This window comes from Stenotrophomonas sp. C9D9, from assembly GCF_056491205.1.
Window position 1 is genome coordinate 1,599,682 of record NZ_JBSZIF010000004.1, and the last position, 15,970, is coordinate 1,615,651.

Genomic DNA, 15,970 nt, shown 5'->3' on the forward strand with positions numbered 1-15,970 from the left:
TGTACCGTAGGCGCATGAGTACCTACCACCTGCAGTCGGTGTTTCGTCCGCAGTCGGTCGCGGTGATCGGCGGCAGTCCGCGCGAGCGCTCGGCCGGGCGCGCGGTAATGCGCAACCTGCGCGGCACCGGCTTCCCCGGCAAGGTGGCGTGGATCAATCCGCGGCATGCCGAGATCGATGGCATCCGCACGGTCAAGCGGCTGAAGGACCTGGACTGGGTGCCCGACCTGGTGGTGATTACCGCACCGGCAGCGATCGTGCCGCAGGTGGTGCGCACTGCCGCCGAACGTGGCGTGCAGGCGGCAATCATCCTCACCGCGCACCTGGGCGAAGGCCCGGGCTCGCCGTCGGCACAGGTGGAAGCGGTGGCCCGCAAGCATGGCCTGCGCATCCTCGGCCCGCACTGCCTGGGCGTGATCGCACCGCATGCACGGCTCAATGCCAGCATCGCCGCACATTTTCCGCAGGCCGGCGACCTCGCCCTGATCTCCGAATCCTCCGCCATTGCCGCCGCGCTGGTGGAATGGGGCGTGGCACGCTCGGTCGGCTTCTCCGCCGTGGTCTCGCTGGGCGACACGATGGACGTCGACTTCGGCGATCTGCTCGACTACTTCGCCACCGACTACCGCACCCGCGCCATCCTGCTCTATGTCGAGCAGATCAAGGACGCGCGCAAATTCATGTCGGCCGCGCGTGCCGCCGCCCGCGCCAAGCCGGTGGTGGTGGTGAAGTCTGGCCGCGCCGAGCGCGTGCAGCCGGGCAGCCGCGATACCCATGTGCAGGCCCTCGCCCGCGCCGATGATGTGTACGGTGCAGCGTTCAACCGCGCCGGCCTGCTGCGCGTCAGCGCGCTGGACGAACTGTTCACTGCTGCCGAATCACTGGGCCGGTTGGGGACCTTCCCCGGTCGCCGCCTGGCCATCCTCAGCAATGGTGGCGGTGTCGGTCGCCTTGCCGTGGACCAGCTGATCGCATTGCGTGGCACGCTGGCCAACCTGTCCGACAGCACCATCGAGAAACTCGACGCGGTGCTGCCACAGGGCTGGTCGCGTAGCAATCCGGTCGACATCGTGGTCGACGCCGATGGTGACCGCTATGCCGCGGCCATCGAGGCGCTGCTGGCCGACAACGAGAACGACGCGGTGATGGTGGTGAACGTGCCGACCGCGTTCACCTCATCGGCGGACGCCGCGCAGGCGCTCACCCGCACGCTCGGCCTGCGCCCGCGCCATCATCGCGACAAGCCGGTGTTCGCGGTGTGGCTGGGCAACGATGACCAGGCCACTGCCACGCTCAACGCGGCGCGGGTGCCGACCTATCCGACCGAGGCCGAAGCCGTACGTGGCTTCCAGCACCTGGTGCGCTACCGCGAAGCGCAGAACGCGTTGATGGAAACGCCGCCCAGCCTGCCGCAGGACTTCAGCGTCGACACGGCCGCCGCGCGCACGCTGGTCGATGCCGCACTGGCCAACGGCCAGCAGTGGCTGGACCCGCTGGCCACGCATGAACTGCTCAAGGCCTATGGCATTCCCTCCGCGCCGGTGATGCACGCGCGTGATGCGCACGAGGCGATGGACCTGGCGCAACCGCTGCTGGAGCGCGGTGCCACGGTCGCGCTGAAGATTCTCTCGCCGGATATTCCGCACAAGTCGGAAGTGGATGGTGTGCGCCTCAACCTGTCCACGCTGCCGGCGGTGCAGAGCGCGGCCAACGCGATCCTGTCGCGTGCGCGCCAGCTGCGGCCGGATGCGCGCATCGACGGCCTGCTGGTGCAGCCGACCATCGTGCGTCCGAAGGCGCGTGAGCTGATCGTCGGCATTGCCGATGACGCAACGTTCGGCCCGGTGATCGTGGTCGGTCGTGGCGGTACCGCGGTCGAAGTGATCAACGACAAGGCGCTGGCGCTGCCACCGCTGGACCTGCGCCTGGCCCACGAGCTGATCGGCCAGACGCGTGCCTCGCGCATCCTGAAGGCCTACGGTGATGTGCCCGCCGCCGACGAGCGTGCACTGGCACTGGCGCTGGTCAAGCTGGCACAGCTGGCCGCCGACATTCCCGAAGTGCGCACGCTGGACATCAATCCGCTGCTGGTCGACGGCAAGGGCATCCTTGCCCTCGACGCGCGCGTGGCGGTGGCGCCGTCGCGCATCCTGCACAAGGGCCGCGGCCACCCGCGTTTCTCGGTGTTCCCATACCCGAAGGAGTGGGAGCGCACCATCGAACTGTCCGATGGCGGCCGTGCCTTCGTGCGCCCGGTGCGGCCGGAGGACGACGCATTGTTCCGCGCGTTCTTCGCTCGTGTCAGCGACGAGGACCTGCGCCTGCGCTTCTTCCAGTCGGTGAAGCACTTCAGCCACGAGTTCATCGCGCGCCTGACCCAGCTCGACTACGCACGCTCGATCGCGCTGGTGGCGATCGAACCGCGCAGTGGCGAAATGCTGGGCGCGGTACGCCTGCACGCCGATGCCGATTACCACCGTGGCGAGTACGGCATCCTGATCCGCTCGGACCTGAAGGGCCACGGCATCGGCTGGCGGTTGATGGCGATCATGATCGAGTACGCCAAGTGGCTGGGCCTGGACGTGGTCGAAGGCCAGGTGCTGCGCGAGAACAGCACCATGCTGGCGATGTGCCAGAGCCTGGGCTTCAAGACGAAGCTGGACCCGGACGATCCGACGGTGATGATGGTGACCCTGCCGGTGCAGCAGGTCGAGGTGCCCGACGTGCCGCCGGCGGCGTGATCCGCGCTCGACGATGCACCGGTCTCACCGCATCGGTTCCACCACCACCGCCGTGCCATAGCACAGCACCTCGGTCAGCCCGGTCATCACATCGGTGGCGTCGTAGCGCATGCCGATGATCGCGTTGGCACCCAGCTGCCGCGCGTGCTTGACCATGTCGCGGTAGGTCTCCTCGCGGGCCTGTTCGCACAGCTCGGTGTAGATGGTGATGTTGCCACCGAAGAGCGTCTGGATGCCGCCCAGGAAGTTGCCGACGATCGAACGCGAGCGCACGGTGATGCCACGCACCACGCCGAGGTTGCGCACGACGCGATGGCCGGGCAGCTCGAAGGCGGTGGTGACCAGCGCATCGTCGAAGCGCAGTGCCGGCGGGGAAGGGGTGCCGCTGTTGTAGGGGTCTGCCATGGTCGCGTCCGTGTCGCTGCCTTCTGTAGAGTCGAGCCATGCTCGACTGGCTGTGCTCGACTCTACAACGCAATCGCCCGTTGCGGCATGGTTCCGTCACCCCGCTGGCGCGACAATAGCCCCATGACCGACCGTATCCCCCTGTTGCTGCTGCCCGGCCTGCTCAACGATGCCGAGCTGTGGCGCGCGCAGCTGGCCGACCTGGCCGATATCGCCGACTGCACCGTAGGCGACCAGACCCGAGGTGAGACCCTGCAGGCGGTGGCCGAGGACGTGCTGGCGCAGGCACCGGAGCGCTTTGCGCTGGCCGGCTTCTCGCTGGGTGGCTTCGTGGCCCAGCAGATCCTGCGCATCGCGCCGGAGCGGGTACTGCAGCTGGCGCTGATCGACACCTCGATCCACGCCGACTCACCCGAGCGCGCCGAGCAGCGCCGCAGCCAGCGCGCCAGCGTGCGCCTGCCGGGGAAATTCCACGGCTTCGGTGATGTGCTGATGCGCAGCTACATCGATGCTTCGCGGCTGGACGACTACGTGCTGGTGCAGCGCGTGCGCGACATGACCGCGCGGTTGGGCGCGGACGTGTTCCTGCGCCAGAGCGCGCTGGAGCGCCGCGATGGCCATGACGTGCTGGCCGGTTACCGCGATCCGCTGCTGATCGTGTGCGGCGCGAACGATCGCATCACGCCGCTGGCGGTGAGCGAGGAAATGCACGCGATGGTGCCGCACTCGCAGCTGGTGGTGGTGCCCGACTGCGGGCACCTGGCACCGATGGAGAAACCGGACGAGGTCAGTGCGGCGATGCGTGGGTGGTTGCTGCAGGGCGGGAGGCAGCCCTGACGTTGGTAGGTGCCGACCTTGGTCGGCACGGTGTCTCATCGATCGATCCGACGTCTGCGCCGACCAAGGTCGGCGCCTACCAGGGCAGTTGCGTGCCGTCGTTGGAATCAATCCCAGGCCGGGGCAATTCCTTCGGGGTTGGCCAGGCGATGGCCGCGATCCAGCTTGGCGATCTGTGCCATGTCTTCGTCGGTCAGGCGGATCGCTGCCGCTTCCAGGTTGCTCGACAGGTTCTCGCGCCTGGTCGACGACGGGATCACCGAGAAGCCCTGCTGCAACGCCCACGCCAGTGCGATCTGCGCCGGGGTGGCCTGGTGCCGGCCGGCAATGGCCTGGATCACCGGGTCCTTGATCACTTCGCCATAGGCCAGGCTCATGTAGGCGGTGATATGGATGCCGTTGTCCTGCAGGAACTTCACCAGCAGGCGGTTCTGCAGGTACGGGTGGATCTCGATCTGGTTGGTGGCGATGGCGTCGGCACCGAGGATGCCGATCGCCTTGCGGATCTGCGCGATGGTGAAGTTCGAGATGCCGATCTCACGGGTCAGGCCCTGTGCCTTGGCTTCGGCCAGTGCGGTCAGGTACTCCTCCATCGGCACGTCGACCTTGTCGTTCGGCGACGGCCAGTGGATCAGCGCCAGATCCACCTGGTCGGTGCGGAGCTTTTCCAGGCTGGTGCGCAGGCTGGCCAGCAGCGCATCGCGCTTGAACGCAGTGATCCAGACCTTGGTGGTCAGGTAGATCTCATCGCGCGGCACGCCGGAGTCGGCGATGGCCTGGCCGACTTCGGCTTCGTTGCCGTAGATCTGCGCGGTATCGATGGCGCGGTAGCCGACCGCCAGCGCGTTGCGTACGGAGTCGATCACGGTCTGGTCTTTCAGGCGGAAGGTGCCGAGACCGAAGGCGGGGACAGTCATGGGGGGCTCCAGCAGAGGGGGGAGGGAGGCGGGGAATATCCGGCAAAGGGTAGGCCAGTGACCGCGTGCATGCCGGCAACGGTGCATTGCACCACCGTGTACGACCGTGAGGGCGCTGCGGATCCCGGTGGGTGCGGACCGCCTTGTGGGTGCGGACCGTTGGTCCGCACGGATTCCTGCCATCGCCCGACCAACGGTCGGGCGCTACCCATGCGGCGTGGCACGCTGCCGGCCAGCGGCCGGCACGACCCCTGTGGTGGGTGCGGACCGTTGGTCCGCACGGATTCCGACGGTAGTGCCGGCCGCTGGCCGGCAACCGCATCAATCAGGCCGCGCGTGCCAGCCCGCCCTTCACCGCCGCCGTGGTCGACAGATCGAACACGTCCACCGCATCGATCAACCGGTTCGCCTGCTGCTCCAGGCTGCGCGCGGCGGCGCTGGCCTCTTCCACCAGCGCGGCGTTCTGCTGGGTGGTGCCGTCCATCTGGATCACGGTCTGGCTGACCTGTTCGATGCCCGCGCTCTGCTCCTGCGAGGCTGCGGAGATCTCGGCCATGATGTCGGTCACGCGCTGCACCGATGCAACGATCTCGGCCATGGTGTCGCCGGCCTCGCGCACGCGCTGCGCGCCATGGCCGACCTGTTCCACCGAGGCTTCGATCAGTGACTTGATCTCCTTCGCGGCCGCCGCCGAGCGCTGCGCCAGTGTGCGCACTTCGCTGGCGACCACCGCGAAGCCGCGGCCCTGTTCACCGGCGCGCGCCGCCTCCACCGCGGCATTCAGCGCCAGGATGTTGGTCTGGAACGCGATGCCATCGATCACGCTGATGATCTCGGCGATCTGCCGCGACGAGGTTTCGATCGCGCCCATCGTTGCCACTACCTGGCCGACCACGCTGCCACCGTGCGAGGCGACCGTATGCGCGCCGATTGCCAGCTGGTTGGCCTGGCGCGCATGTTCGGCGTTCTGGCGCACGGTGGAGGTCAGTTCCTCCATCGACGCCGCCGTCTCTTCCAGGTTGGCGGCCTGCTGTTCGGTGCGGCGCGACAGGTCATTGTTGCCGGCGGCGATCTCCGCTGCGGCGGTGTGGATGTTGCCGGAGGCGTGCTTGATGTCGGTGACGATGGTCGCCAGCTGCGTGGCGGTGGTATTGGCATCGCCGGCGATGCGCGCGAACACGCCCTGGAAATCCCCGTGCATGCGCGCGCCGAGGCGTCCATCGGCGATCGCGCGCAGCATGCTGGAGACCTCGCCCAGATTCAGCTCGGTGGTCTGCATCAGGCGGTTCAGGCCCTCGACCATCGCGCGGAAATCATGCTCGAAGCGGGCACTGTCACCACGCTGGCTGAAGTCACCGGCGGCCGCCGCTTCGGCCAGGCGGCGGATTTCGCCGTTGATCGCACCGAGGTTGTGCTTGACCGCATCCAGCGCTTCGGTGATCACCGCCTTCTCGCCGGGCAGGCGCTCCATGTCCTGGCTGAGGTCGCCGACGGCATAGCGGCCCATGATCGAGATCGCGCGCATCTTGACCTGGATGTGCGCGTCGACCAGCGTGTTGCAGTCGGCCACCATGGTGCCGAACGCGCCGGGGAACGCAGCGGCGTCCATGCGATGGCTGATGGTGCCGGCTTCGTGCGCCTGCGCCATCGCGGTCTGTGCATCCAGCACGCCGCGCAGCGTGGATTGCACCGCCTGCATGGCCTGCGCGAGGCGACCGATCTCGTCGCGGCTGCGCACCTGCACCACGTGCTGCAGGTCACCGGCAGCCACCGCGCGCGCCGCCGCTTCCACTGCCAGCACCGGCTGCACCACCGCACGCCGCAGCCACCAGGCCAGGCCCATCAGCAGCAGTACGGCGGCCAGCACGGTCAGCGCAGCGCACAGCAGCAGGGTCTGCCGCGCCTGCCGCGAGCGTGTCGACAGCGCCGCTTCGGCCACCTGCGTGGCGTGCGTGCTCAGGGCGTCCAGTGCCGCCGCCACCGGACGATCCTTGCCGCGCACGAGGGTGTCGCCGGCGGCGGGATCGTAGCTGGCCTCGGCAAACGCCTGCAGCGCCGCGTGATAGTCCTGCTGCAACTGTGCGTGCAGGCCGATGAACGCCTGCGCCAGTTCACGCGTGCGCGCGTCCGGGCTGGTCACCAGGCCCTTGGCAAGTTGTTCGACCAGGCGGCCTTCGCTGTCGAAGACCTCCAGGTGGCGCTGACGCAACGCGTCGTCGTGGCCGCGCAGCAGCACGTTCTTCCATTCCTGCACCTGGCCGCGGAACTCACGCTGCAGGCGTTCGGCATCGCGGCTGTGCGCGACTTCGGGCGGAACCTCGGTGGACAACTTCAACCAGGCGGAGGCCAGGCCCGCCAGAGCGCACAGCAGGACCACGGCCAGACCAACAGAAACCGCGCCGAGCAGCTTGGACTGCAGGCGCGGAGCACGGACAGACGCATTCATGGGGAAGAACTCTCGGGAAGGGGCACTGCGGTATCGACCCGCCACGCACACACTGAAGTGCGACGTACATCACATTCGTGTTTCGTTTAGCGATGTGAAGAAGCTATTTCATAGGACAAATGTGTCCATATGGAACGAATGCGGACCCTCGACAGGAGAATTAAATGTAACTATTGTTGTTACATGAAATCCGCGAACCCCCTCTCCGATGCCCTGCACGTGATGGCGCACCTGGTCGGCCAATCCGCCCCACGCACCTCCGAGCAGCTGGCATCGTGCCTGCCGACCCACCCGGTGGTGATCCGCCGCCTGCTGGCGCAGCTGCACAAGGCCGGCCTGGTGCACAGTGCCCGCGGCCATGGGGGCGGCAGCCAGCTGGCCCGCGACGCCGCAGCCATCACCCTGCATGACATCTACCTGGCGGTGGGCGCACCGCCGCTGGTGCAGGTCGGTACCCGCGATACGGGCGGCGGCTGCCCGATCCAGCAGCTGGTCAACAGTGCCCTGCTGGAGGGCGCACGCGAGGCGCAGCGGCTGCTCGAACAGCGCCTGCAGGCGACCACGCTGGACCAGCTCGGCGCCGATTTCGCCCGCCATCTCGCCCATCACCGTTCCCTGGAAGGTCATCATGAATCCTGATGTGCTCATCGTCGGCGGCAGCTATGCCGGCATCGCCGCCGGCCTGATCCTGGCCCGTGCCCGGCGGCCGGTCACCGTGATCGACGCTGGTTCGCCGCGTAACCGCTTCGCCAGCCATTCGCACGGGGTGCTGGGGCTGGATGGCATCAGCGGCGCCGAGCTGCTGAAGACCGCGCGCCAGCAATTGCTGGATTACCCCAGCGTGCGCTGGGTGCAGGCTGAGGCGGTGCAGGCCACCGCCAGCGCAGAGGGCGTGGAAGTGCGTACCGCCGATGGCCAGGTGCTGGCCGCGCGCAAGCTGCTGCTGGCCAGCGGCATCGCCGACCAGCTGCCGGACCTGCCCGGACTGGCCGAGCGCTGGGGTAGCACCGTGCTGCACTGCCCCTACTGCCACGGTTATGAGGTGGGTGGTGGTGCCATCGGCCTGCTCGGCGGCCATCCGATGTCGGCCAGCAAGGCGCCGCTGTTCGCCGACTGGGGCAATGTCACCTTCTTCAGCCAGGGCCTGCCGATCACCGACGAGGAGCAGGCGGCCATGCAGCAGCGCGGCGTGCAGATCGAGACCTCACCGGTGCTGGGGGTGCAGGGCGACCAGCCGACCTGGCTGGAAGTGGAGCTGGCCGATGGCCGCCGCATCGCCCAGCGTGCGCTGTTCGTGCCAGCCACCCAGGCGATGGCCACGCCGCTGGTGCAGCAGCTCGGCTGCACGCTGGCCGAGAGCCCGCTGGGCGTGCTGATCGAGGTCGATGCGATGAAGCAGACCTCGGTGCCGAACGTGTATGCCGCAGGCGATGCGACCACGGTCGGCAACATCACCCTGGCCACCGCCGAAGGCGTGCGTGCGGGGATCGGCATGCACCATGCGCTGGTGGGCGAAGACAGCGTGCCGCGCTGAACCTCTCGGGGTCAGATCCCTTTCGCAGAAAGGGCTCTGACCCCCGGCATGACGTGCTGCTCTGGTAGAGGCCGACCTCGGTCGGCGCAGTTCCATCCACGCATGGCGAGGATCTACTGCAGAGCGGTCGCGCGCGATTGAGGCGCGGTGGGTGCCGGCCTTGGCCGGCACCGCTCCATCATCCCTTCACGCACAGCACCTGGCGCAGGGTGTGCACCACGTCGACCAGGTCCAGCTGTGCGGCCATTACATCGTCGATCGACTTGTACGCGGCCGGCGACTCATCCAGCACGCCGCTGTCCTTGCGGCATTCCACGTGCGCGGTGGCCTCGCGGTGCTGGGCCAGCGTGATCTGCTGGCGCGCAGCGCCACGGCTCATTACCCGGCCGGCACCGTGGCTGCAGCTGTGGAAGCTGTCCGCGTTGCCCTTGCCACGCACGATGTAGCTGCGCGTGCCCATGCTGCCGGGAATGATGCCCAGCTCGCCCTCGCGGGCGCTCACTGCACCCTTGCGCGTCACCAGCAGTTCCTGGCCGTGGTGCGTCTCCTTCTGCACGTAGTTGTGGTGGCAGTTCACCGCCATCGCTGCCAGCTGGAACTTCGGCAACCGGTGGCGCATTTCGGCCAGCACCCGCGACATCATCGCCTCGCGGTTCTGCCGGGCGTAGTCCTGCGCCCACGACACCGCTTCAACGTAGTCATCGAACAGCGGCTCGCCTTCCATGAAGAACGCCAGGTCCTTGTCCGGCAGGTGGAAGCCGAGCACGCGCCGGGCCAGTTCCTCGCGCGCCTTCTCGATGAAGTACGTGCCGATCAGGTTGCCGGTGCCACGCGATCCGCTGTGCAGCATCACCCACACCGTATCCGTCTCGTCCAGGCACAGTTCGATGAAGTGATTGCCGCCGCCCAGCGTACCCAGCTGGCGGTCGAGCTTGTCGGTGCGGATCCTGCGGTGCCTGTCCTTGATCTTCTCCAGGCCGGCGGCCAGCCCGGACTGCACCAGCCGGGTGTGGATGCTGTCCGGCATGCGCTGATGCTCGCCGCCGCGCCCGTTGCCGACCGGGATGCTGCGCTCGATGCTGTTGCGCAGCTGCCGCAGGTCATCGGGCAGGTCATTGGCGCGCAGCGTGGTACGCACGGCGGCCATGCCGCAGCCGATGTCGACGCCGACCGCGGCCGGGATGATCGCACCGCGGGTCGGGATCACCGAGCCCACGGTCGCGCCCTTGCCCAGGTGCACGTCCGGCATCACGGCCACCCACGGCCCGACGAACGGGATCGCGGCGATGTTGCGCAGCTGCTCATGCGCCTGCGCTTCCAGCGGCACACCGTTGACCCAGCCCTTGATCGGCGTGGTGCCCTCGGCGTGCAGCCATTGATAGTTGTGTTGAGTGTCCATGTCTTCGTCTATGTCCTTGATGGGCCGGTGGCGCGTCCCTGCGCCTACCCCCTACCTGATCGTCACCAGCTGCTTCAGCACGCCATCCAGGCCGCCGAACACGGTGAGCTTGTCGATCTTCTCGGTGACCTTCTCCAGCGCCTCCAGCTCCTTCAAGCGCATCAGCACCGGGTTGTCCTCGATCAGCTTTGCGGTGTTGAGCTGCGAACGCGTGGCGTTGGCCTCCTCGCGACGGCGGATCACGCTGGCCTGGGCCTGCTTCTCGGCCAGCACCACACCGTTGAGGATCTCCTTCATCTCGCCCGGCAGGATCACGTCCTTGATGCCCACGCCGAGCAACCGTACGCCGTGGCCCTCGATCGCCGCCTGCACATGGGCGGCAATCTCGCCGTCCAGTGCCGCCTTGTCACCCAGCAGCTCGTCCAGGCTGCGTGCGGCAATGGCCTGGCGCAGGCCGAACTGCAGCTGCCGATAGACGAACTCATCGGCATTACTGAGCGTGCGGTGTGCACGCACCGGGTCGACCACCTGCACGGTCGCAGCCAGGTTCACCCGCAGGGTCACCTTGTCGCGGCTGAGCAGTTCCTGGCCGGACACGTCCAGCGAGCGCGCACGCAGCTCCACGCGCTCCACCGATACGTTGCCGTTGAAGTTCCAGAACGCGTGCAGGCCGGCGTCCAGCGTCTGCCGCAGCGTGCCATCGATGAACAGCAGGCCGACCGACTCGCTCGGCACGGTGCTGATCACCGCCACACGCGGCAGCACGCCCAACTGGCCCAGGCGCTGCTGCACGTCCGCCGGAACGCGCGGCTCGTCACCCAGCGCCATCACGCGTACCTGGGTGTCGACCGAACCCCGCCAGTACAGACGGCGGCTGCCCGGCGGCAGCACTTCATCGATGCGGCCATTGCGCAGCAACAGGCCGACTTCGGCAGCACCGACGTTGGCCAACACGAAGTGCGTGTCCAGCCGTGCGCCCAGTGCCTCGATCAGGCTGTCCTGGTCGCTGCCGGTGTAGGCCGCGCCCTTCGATGCAGTGTGGATGTCCACGTGCGGGCGGCCGCCGAACGGCGACAGGCGGTGCACGCCCGGCAGCAGGATCTGCTGGAAACGACGGTTGCGATACACCAGGCCGCGCTCGCCGTCGCCGATCACGACCTTGATGGTCCAGAACATGGGAGTCTCTCCTTGTATGGCTCTGGTGGTTCGACCCGTTGCGGATGAATCGCCATGACCCGGGTCGATCAGGTCGTGGCGAGGCCGCCTGCACACCACGTGCAGGCAGCGGAAGAGGGCGGCCACCGGCGGACGGTCCGCGCACGGAGCCTTCGGTGCACCGGCTCTGCTGCCATCGTCGTTCCCGGCAGGCAGCGCCGGTGCGGAACGTGGCTGGCAGTGGCGGCGGGCCGGGGCCCGGCGAGCGGTCCGTTGCCTTCCACGTTCCTGCCCGAAGGCGGTGTCCGTGGATGGCGACGATGGCCGCTGGGGCTTGCGCCCCGGGTGTTGCTTCAAGTCATGACGTGACAGGTCATGTGGTTGGAGTGGGAGTCGAACCCACGACAGACGGAATCAGGATCCGTTGCTCTACCCGACTGAGCTATCCAGTGGTGAACCGCGCGGAATCGAACCGCGTACCGGCGAACCGGTGCCTGCCCCCAGCAGGCGATCCAGGCGATGGCATGTCCGCGACCTCCGGCATACGCCACGGCAACGCCGCGCGCACCAGCCCGTGGTTGAAACGGGACCGTTGGAGAATCGAGGGTGCAGGCCGCCGACATTATCGCGAGCGATAATGTTTGGGTGCGATGCAGATAATGTCCAGGCGTCGCCACTCGCGCGAAGTAAATCCTCCGGCGGGGCGGAAAAACCTGGGTCAGTGAGCGGCGGGTTGCCGCGCGGGGTGCAGTTCTGGCATCGCGGGTCCTTGTGCCGACGCAAACGAAAACGCCCCCGGGACTTGCGTTCCGAGGGCGTCGTCAAGCCTCGGAGATCGGGGTGGCCGATCTCCGCAGGGCGGGTATCAGGCCGTTGTCAGCTGGACTTCCTTGCCGAACGCGCGCGCCAGCACGTCCATGCGCAGGCATGGCAGCAGTTTGGCGATGGCGACGGAATGCGCGTTCAAGGGAAGTTTCCAGTGGTTGTTGAAACGAGGTGCGCACGATAAACCACGATTTACTCGTGCGCAACCATTTTGTTCAATTATTTTCTTCGGCAGTGTGCGATGCCGGCCAGCGGCCGGCACTACACCTCAGCCTTCTTTGCTGGCGGCATCGAGTTGCGCGACATCCTGCACGCTCAGCGACACGTTGGCCGCCGCCAGCAGATCGTGCAGCTGCTCGACGCTGGTGGCGCTGACGATCGGCGCGGTGATCGACGGCCGTGCGATCTGCCATGCCAATGCAATCTGTGCAGCGCTGGCGCTGTGCTTGCTGGCCACGTCATCCAGCGCCTGCAGGATGCGCAGGCCACGCGGATTCAGATAGCGCTTCACCACCGTTTCGCCACGTGCCGGGCTCTTGGCTGCATCGGCCGGTGTGCGGTACTTGCCGCTGAGGAAGCCGCTGGCCAGGGCGTAGTAGCCGATCACGCCGATCTGTTCGCGCTGCACCAGCGGTTCCAGCTCCTTCTCGTAGCCGGGACGGTCGTACAGGTTGTACTCCGGCTGCAGGGTTTCGTAACGCGGCAGTTTGTAGTCGGTGGACACCTTCAGCGCATCGGCCAGGCGCGTGGCGCTGTAGTTGGAGGCACCGATCGCGCGCACCTTGCCGGCTTCGATCAGGCGGCCGAACGCGGCCAGGGTCGCTTCCAGCGGCGTCGACTCATCATCCTCATGGGCCTGGTACAGATCGATCACGTCGGTCTGCAGGCGGCGCAGTGAATCCTCGACCGCGGCGTTGATGTTGTCCGGGGTCAGGCCGGGGCGCTCGGCCCACTTGGCCACCTTGGTAGCCAGCACCACCTTGTCGCGCTTGCCACTACGGGCAAACCACTTGCCGATCAGCGTCTCCGATTCGCCGCCGGCATTGCCCGGCACCCAGGCCGAGTACACATCGGCGGTGTCGACCAGGTTGAAGCCGGCATCGACGAAGGCATCGAGCAGGGCGAAGCTGGCCTTTTCATCGGCGCTCCAGCCGAACACGTTGCCACCGAAGGCGAGCGGACGTACATGCAGGCCGGAACGGCCCAGTTCGCGGGTTGCCGTCATGGGCACGGACTCCTTGGGGGAAGTGTTCCAGAATAGAACGCGTTGTGTGACCGTGCTGCGGCGGCGACCACAAAACAGTGTTCCGCGATACGCACGCAGCTAACGTTTTGTGAACACCTGGGACGCCGCGGCTGCTAGTCTCGCCGCATCTTCCGCTGGAGTCGCTCCGATGATGCCTGCTTCGTCCCTGCGTGGTTGCCGCCTGCTGCTTGCTTCGGCCCTGCTTGCCGCTGTTCCCGCATTCGCCGCACCGGCCACGGTGGCACCGGCGAAGATCCAGGTCTCACCGGCCATCGATGCGGCGGTGAAGGCGTCGACCCGTGATGCCAACAACGTCAAGCGCGATGGCTTCCGCCATCCGGCGCAGACGCTGTCGTTCTTCAAGGTGACGCCGGAGAAGACCGTCATCGAGATCACCCCCGGCAACGGCTGGTACTCGGAAATCCTGGCGCCGCTGCTGCATGACAAGGGTCATTACGTCGCCGCCGTGGTCGATCCGATGGCGGTGCCCGAAGGCCGCGGCCGTGACTACCAGCAGCGCAGCCGCGACAGCCTGGAAAAGAAGTACGCCGCTGCGCCGGCACAGTTCGGCAAGACCGCGGTGGTGGCCTACGATCCGGCCAAGCCGGTGTTCGGCCCGGCCAGTTCAGCCGATGTGGTGCTGACCTTCCGCAACGTGCACAACTGGCGCAAGGCCGGGCAGGCGCAGGGCATGTTCCAGGGCTTCTTCAACGTGCTCAAGCCGGGCGGCGTGCTGGGCGTGGTCGAGCATCGCGCCAAGGCCGACGTGGCCGACGACGATGACACCGGCTATGTCGGCCAGCAGCAGGTCATCGCGATGGCCGAGGCCGCCGGCTTCAAGCTGGATGCGCGCAGCGAGGTCAACGCCAACCCGCGCGACACCAAGGACCACCCGAACGGCGTGTGGACGCTGCCGCCGACCAACCAGCACGACAAGGCCGACGATGCGAAGTACCAGGCGATCGGTGAAAGCGACCGCATGACCCTGCGCTTCATCAAGCCGTAGCCGGAGACGCCGGGCTGCGTCCGGTCAGCGCGCAGCGCGGTGTTGGATGGAATGGGTAGCCGCCGGGCAATGCCCGGCGCTGCCGTCAATGGAGTGTGCTGTTGAAGAAAGTGCTGTACTTCGCCTTCGCATTGATGGCGCTGCCGCGGTTGTACGACTTCGTGTTCCATGCGGGTCACATGCATGACCTCGTGGCGGCGGCAGGTTTTGCGGCGCTGCTCGTTGGTGGCCTCTGGGATGAGCGTGCGCGCAGGGCCTGCCCACCGGTAGCGCGGCTGCGGTACCAGGCCAACGCTGCCGCCACGTGCGGCGTCGTGCTGGTGCTCGTCGCGCTGTTGATGGAAAGGAAGGTCTTCGGCTGAGTAGCCGGTGATCGCGGCGGCGATGCGGGAATGGGACAATGCCCCACCCGCCGCCCGCCGTGCCCGCAATGCTGATCGCCTTCAACAAGCCCTTCAACGTGCTCTGCCAGTTCACCGACCGCAGTGTGCCTCCGCGGCCGACCCTGGCCGGGTTCGGCCTGCCGCCGCGCGTGTACGCCGCCGGTCGCCTGGACCATGACAGCGAGGGCCTGCTGCTGCTGACCGACAACGGCACGCTGGCGCACAAGCTGACCGACCCGAAGCACAAGGCTGACAAGACCTACTGGGTGCAGGTGGAAGGCATGCCCAGCGACGAACAGCTGCAGCAGCTGCGCGACGGCGTGGTGCTCAATGATGGGCCGACCCTGCCGGCGAAGATCGAACGCCTCGATCCGGCGCCGTCGCTGTGGACGCGCGATCCGCCGGTACGTTTCCGCAAGACCGTACCTGACAGCTGGCTGGCGATCACGATCCGTGAGGGCCGCAACCGCCAGGTGCGGCGCATGACCGCGGCGGTGAACCTGCCGACGCTGCGGCTGGTGCGGGTGTCGATGGGGCCGTACCGGCTCGATGACCTGCAGCCTGGGCAGTGGCGGCAGATCGGTTGATACAGAAAGGGCCGGATACCTTCCGGTATCCGGCCCTTGTGTGGCTGATCGGGTCAGAGCCCTTCCTGCGGAAGGGATCCGACCCCGGCAGACTCACGCGTCGCTGCCGATATCGCTGTGCTCGTCCACGACGGTGTCGTTGCGGCGGTCGCGTGCGCTGATGCGCTGCGCCTGCCCATTCACCACGTGGCCATTGGCGGCCTTCTTCTTCTGCTGCTTGCGGTACAGCGCATAGCCGAGCAGGCCGACACCCACCGCGGCAGCGGCCACGGCCACCGCCGGATTGCGGCGCACGAACTTGGTGGCGGCCTTGCCGCCGGTCTTCACTGCGCCGATGGCGGCGCCGGTCTTGATCCAGTCCGCATTGCGCAGGCTGCCACCGGCGCTCTTCAGGCCATCGCCGGCGGTGTGGGCCAGCTCCAGGGCGCGCTCCAGAGCGCGGTCGGTGATTACGGTCAGCTTGCTCATGCGGGGGGTCCTTTGCCTCGG

Annotated in this window: 14 protein-coding genes and 1 tRNA gene; 7 read left to right on the forward strand and 8 right to left on the reverse strand. The window is 67.4% G+C overall.

The annotated features are described in order from the left end of the window. The first annotated feature begins 14 nt into the window (after positions 1 to 14). Positions 15 to 2,741, forward strand: a complete 2,727-nt coding sequence (locus ACXI0D_RS12705; protein ID WP_049447023.1) for a bifunctional acetate--CoA ligase family protein/GNAT family N-acetyltransferase — start codon at positions 15 to 17, stop codon at positions 2,739 to 2,741. Between the two features lie 24 nt (positions 2,742 to 2,765). Here ACXI0D_RS12705 and ACXI0D_RS12710 read toward each other — a convergent pair whose 3' ends face one another. Beyond that, entirely contained in the window at positions 2,766 to 3,146 is a 381-nt protein-coding gene (locus tag ACXI0D_RS12710) for a YbjQ family protein (protein WP_014038915.1), read from the reverse strand. A 123-nt stretch (positions 3,147 to 3,269) separates the two neighbouring features. On the opposite strand from ACXI0D_RS12710, the gene ACXI0D_RS12715 reads away from it, so the two are divergent. Beyond that, the gene (locus tag ACXI0D_RS12715) at positions 3,270 to 3,983 is read left to right on the forward strand and encodes an alpha/beta fold hydrolase (RefSeq protein WP_049447026.1); all 714 of its coding nucleotides are present in this window, start codon (positions 3,270 to 3,272) and stop codon (positions 3,981 to 3,983) included. 107 nt (positions 3,984 to 4,090) lie between these two features. On the opposite strand, the gene dkgB is transcribed toward ACXI0D_RS12715, so the two are convergent. Together dkgB and ACXI0D_RS12725 are read right to left on the reverse strand one after the other, a co-directional pair. Then, positions 4,091 to 4,900 carry a 2,5-didehydrogluconate reductase DkgB gene (gene dkgB / locus ACXI0D_RS12720; RefSeq protein WP_479642632.1) on the reverse strand — a complete coding sequence of 270 codons (810 nt, stop codon included), beginning with the start codon at positions 4,898 to 4,900 and terminating at the stop codon, positions 4,091 to 4,093. A gap of 325 nt (positions 4,901 to 5,225) precedes the next feature. Beyond that, positions 5,226 to 7,346, reverse strand: a complete 2,121-nt coding sequence (locus tag ACXI0D_RS12725) for a methyl-accepting chemotaxis protein (RefSeq protein ID WP_479642633.1) — start codon at positions 7,344 to 7,346, stop codon at positions 5,226 to 5,228. Positions 7,347 to 7,529: 183 nt separating this feature from the next. Between ACXI0D_RS12725 and ACXI0D_RS12730 the strand changes: the two genes are divergently transcribed. Together ACXI0D_RS12730 and ACXI0D_RS12735 are read left to right on the forward strand one after the other, a co-directional pair. Next, positions 7,530 to 7,985, forward strand: coding sequence for an Rrf2 family transcriptional regulator (locus ACXI0D_RS12730; RefSeq protein WP_014038911.1), 456 nt, complete (start codon positions 7,530 to 7,532; stop codon positions 7,983 to 7,985). Continuing rightward, a complete protein-coding gene (locus tag ACXI0D_RS12735; RefSeq protein ID WP_479642634.1) occupies positions 7,975 to 8,880 on the forward strand; it encodes an NAD(P)/FAD-dependent oxidoreductase in 906 nt (301 codons plus the stop codon). Before ACXI0D_RS12730 ends, ACXI0D_RS12735 begins: the two co-directional genes overlap by 11 nt. A gap of 178 nt (positions 8,881 to 9,058) precedes the next feature. Here the strand turns inward: ACXI0D_RS12735 and ACXI0D_RS12740 are convergent, their stop codons facing one another. The 4 genes from ACXI0D_RS12740 to ACXI0D_RS12755 form a co-directional block, all read right to left on the reverse strand. Continuing rightward, a complete protein-coding gene (locus ACXI0D_RS12740; RefSeq protein ID WP_049413214.1) occupies positions 9,059 to 10,279 on the reverse strand; it encodes an RtcB family protein in 1,221 nt (406 codons plus the stop codon). A gap of 51 nt (positions 10,280 to 10,330) precedes the next feature. Beyond that, positions 10,331 to 11,455 carry a slipin family protein gene (locus ACXI0D_RS12745; protein ID WP_479642635.1) on the reverse strand — a complete coding sequence of 375 codons (1,125 nt, stop codon included), beginning with the start codon at positions 11,453 to 11,455 and terminating at the stop codon, positions 10,331 to 10,333. Positions 11,456 to 11,812: 357 nt separating this feature from the next. Then, positions 11,813 to 11,883, reverse strand: a tRNA-Gln gene (locus ACXI0D_RS12750). Between the two features lie 644 nt (positions 11,884 to 12,527). Further along, a complete protein-coding gene (locus ACXI0D_RS12755; RefSeq protein WP_479642636.1) occupies positions 12,528 to 13,484 on the reverse strand; it encodes an aldo/keto reductase in 957 nt (318 codons plus the stop codon). 169 nt (positions 13,485 to 13,653) lie between these two features. On the opposite strand from ACXI0D_RS12755, the gene ACXI0D_RS12760 reads away from it, so the two are divergent. From ACXI0D_RS12760 to ACXI0D_RS12770, 3 genes are all read left to right on the forward strand, one after another. Beyond that, complete coding sequence (locus tag ACXI0D_RS12760) at positions 13,654 to 14,511, forward strand: class I SAM-dependent methyltransferase (RefSeq protein ID WP_479642637.1); 858 nt, start codon at positions 13,654 to 13,656, stop codon at positions 14,509 to 14,511. Positions 14,512 to 14,606: 95 nt separating this feature from the next. Beyond that, on the forward strand, positions 14,607 to 14,873 hold the full coding sequence (locus ACXI0D_RS12765) for a hypothetical protein (RefSeq protein WP_233490814.1): 267 nt from the start codon (positions 14,607 to 14,609) through the stop codon (positions 14,871 to 14,873). 68 nt (positions 14,874 to 14,941) lie between these two features. Beyond that, positions 14,942 to 15,481 carry a pseudouridine synthase gene (locus ACXI0D_RS12770; protein ID WP_049447048.1) on the forward strand — a complete coding sequence of 180 codons (540 nt, stop codon included), beginning with the start codon at positions 14,942 to 14,944 and terminating at the stop codon, positions 15,479 to 15,481. A gap of 93 nt (positions 15,482 to 15,574) precedes the next feature. On the opposite strand, the gene ACXI0D_RS12775 is transcribed toward ACXI0D_RS12770, so the two are convergent. After that, positions 15,575 to 15,949, reverse strand: coding sequence for a hypothetical protein (locus tag ACXI0D_RS12775; RefSeq protein ID WP_005420251.1), 375 nt, complete (start codon positions 15,947 to 15,949; stop codon positions 15,575 to 15,577). Between the last annotated feature and the right edge of the window lie 21 nt (positions 15,950 to 15,970).

Bases quoted from the DNA above. Each gene is read 5' to 3' on its own strand.
- ACXI0D_RS12705 (WP_049447023.1), top strand. From the start codon at position 15: ATGAGTACCTACCACCTGCAGTCGGTGTTTCGTCCGCAGTCGGTCGCG.
- ACXI0D_RS12710 (WP_014038915.1), bottom strand. From the start codon at position 3,146: ATGGCAGACCCCTACAACAGCGGCACCCCTTCCCCGCCGGCACTGCGC.
- ACXI0D_RS12715 (WP_049447026.1), top strand. From the start codon at position 3,270: ATGACCGACCGTATCCCCCTGTTGCTGCTGCCCGGCCTGCTCAACGAT.
- dkgB (WP_479642632.1), bottom strand. From the start codon at position 4,900: ATGACTGTCCCCGCCTTCGGTCTCGGCACCTTCCGCCTGAAAGACCAG.
- ACXI0D_RS12725 (WP_479642633.1), bottom strand. From the start codon at position 7,346: ATGAATGCGTCTGTCCGTGCTCCGCGCCTGCAGTCCAAGCTGCTCGGC.
- ACXI0D_RS12730 (WP_014038911.1), top strand. From the start codon at position 7,530: ATGAAATCCGCGAACCCCCTCTCCGATGCCCTGCACGTGATGGCGCAC.
- ACXI0D_RS12735 (WP_479642634.1), top strand. From the start codon at position 7,975: ATGAATCCTGATGTGCTCATCGTCGGCGGCAGCTATGCCGGCATCGCC.
- ACXI0D_RS12740 (WP_049413214.1), bottom strand. From the start codon at position 10,279: ATGGACACTCAACACAACTATCAATGGCTGCACGCCGAGGGCACCACG.
- ACXI0D_RS12745 (WP_479642635.1), bottom strand. From the start codon at position 11,455: ATGTTCTGGACCATCAAGGTCGTGATCGGCGACGGCGAGCGCGGCCTG.
- ACXI0D_RS12755 (WP_479642636.1), bottom strand. From the start codon at position 13,484: ATGACGGCAACCCGCGAACTGGGCCGTTCCGGCCTGCATGTACGTCCG.
- ACXI0D_RS12760 (WP_479642637.1), top strand. From the start codon at position 13,654: ATGATGCCTGCTTCGTCCCTGCGTGGTTGCCGCCTGCTGCTTGCTTCG.
- ACXI0D_RS12770 (WP_049447048.1), top strand. From the start codon at position 14,942: ATGCTGATCGCCTTCAACAAGCCCTTCAACGTGCTCTGCCAGTTCACC.
- ACXI0D_RS12775 (WP_005420251.1), bottom strand. From the start codon at position 15,949: ATGAGCAAGCTGACCGTAATCACCGACCGCGCTCTGGAGCGCGCCCTG.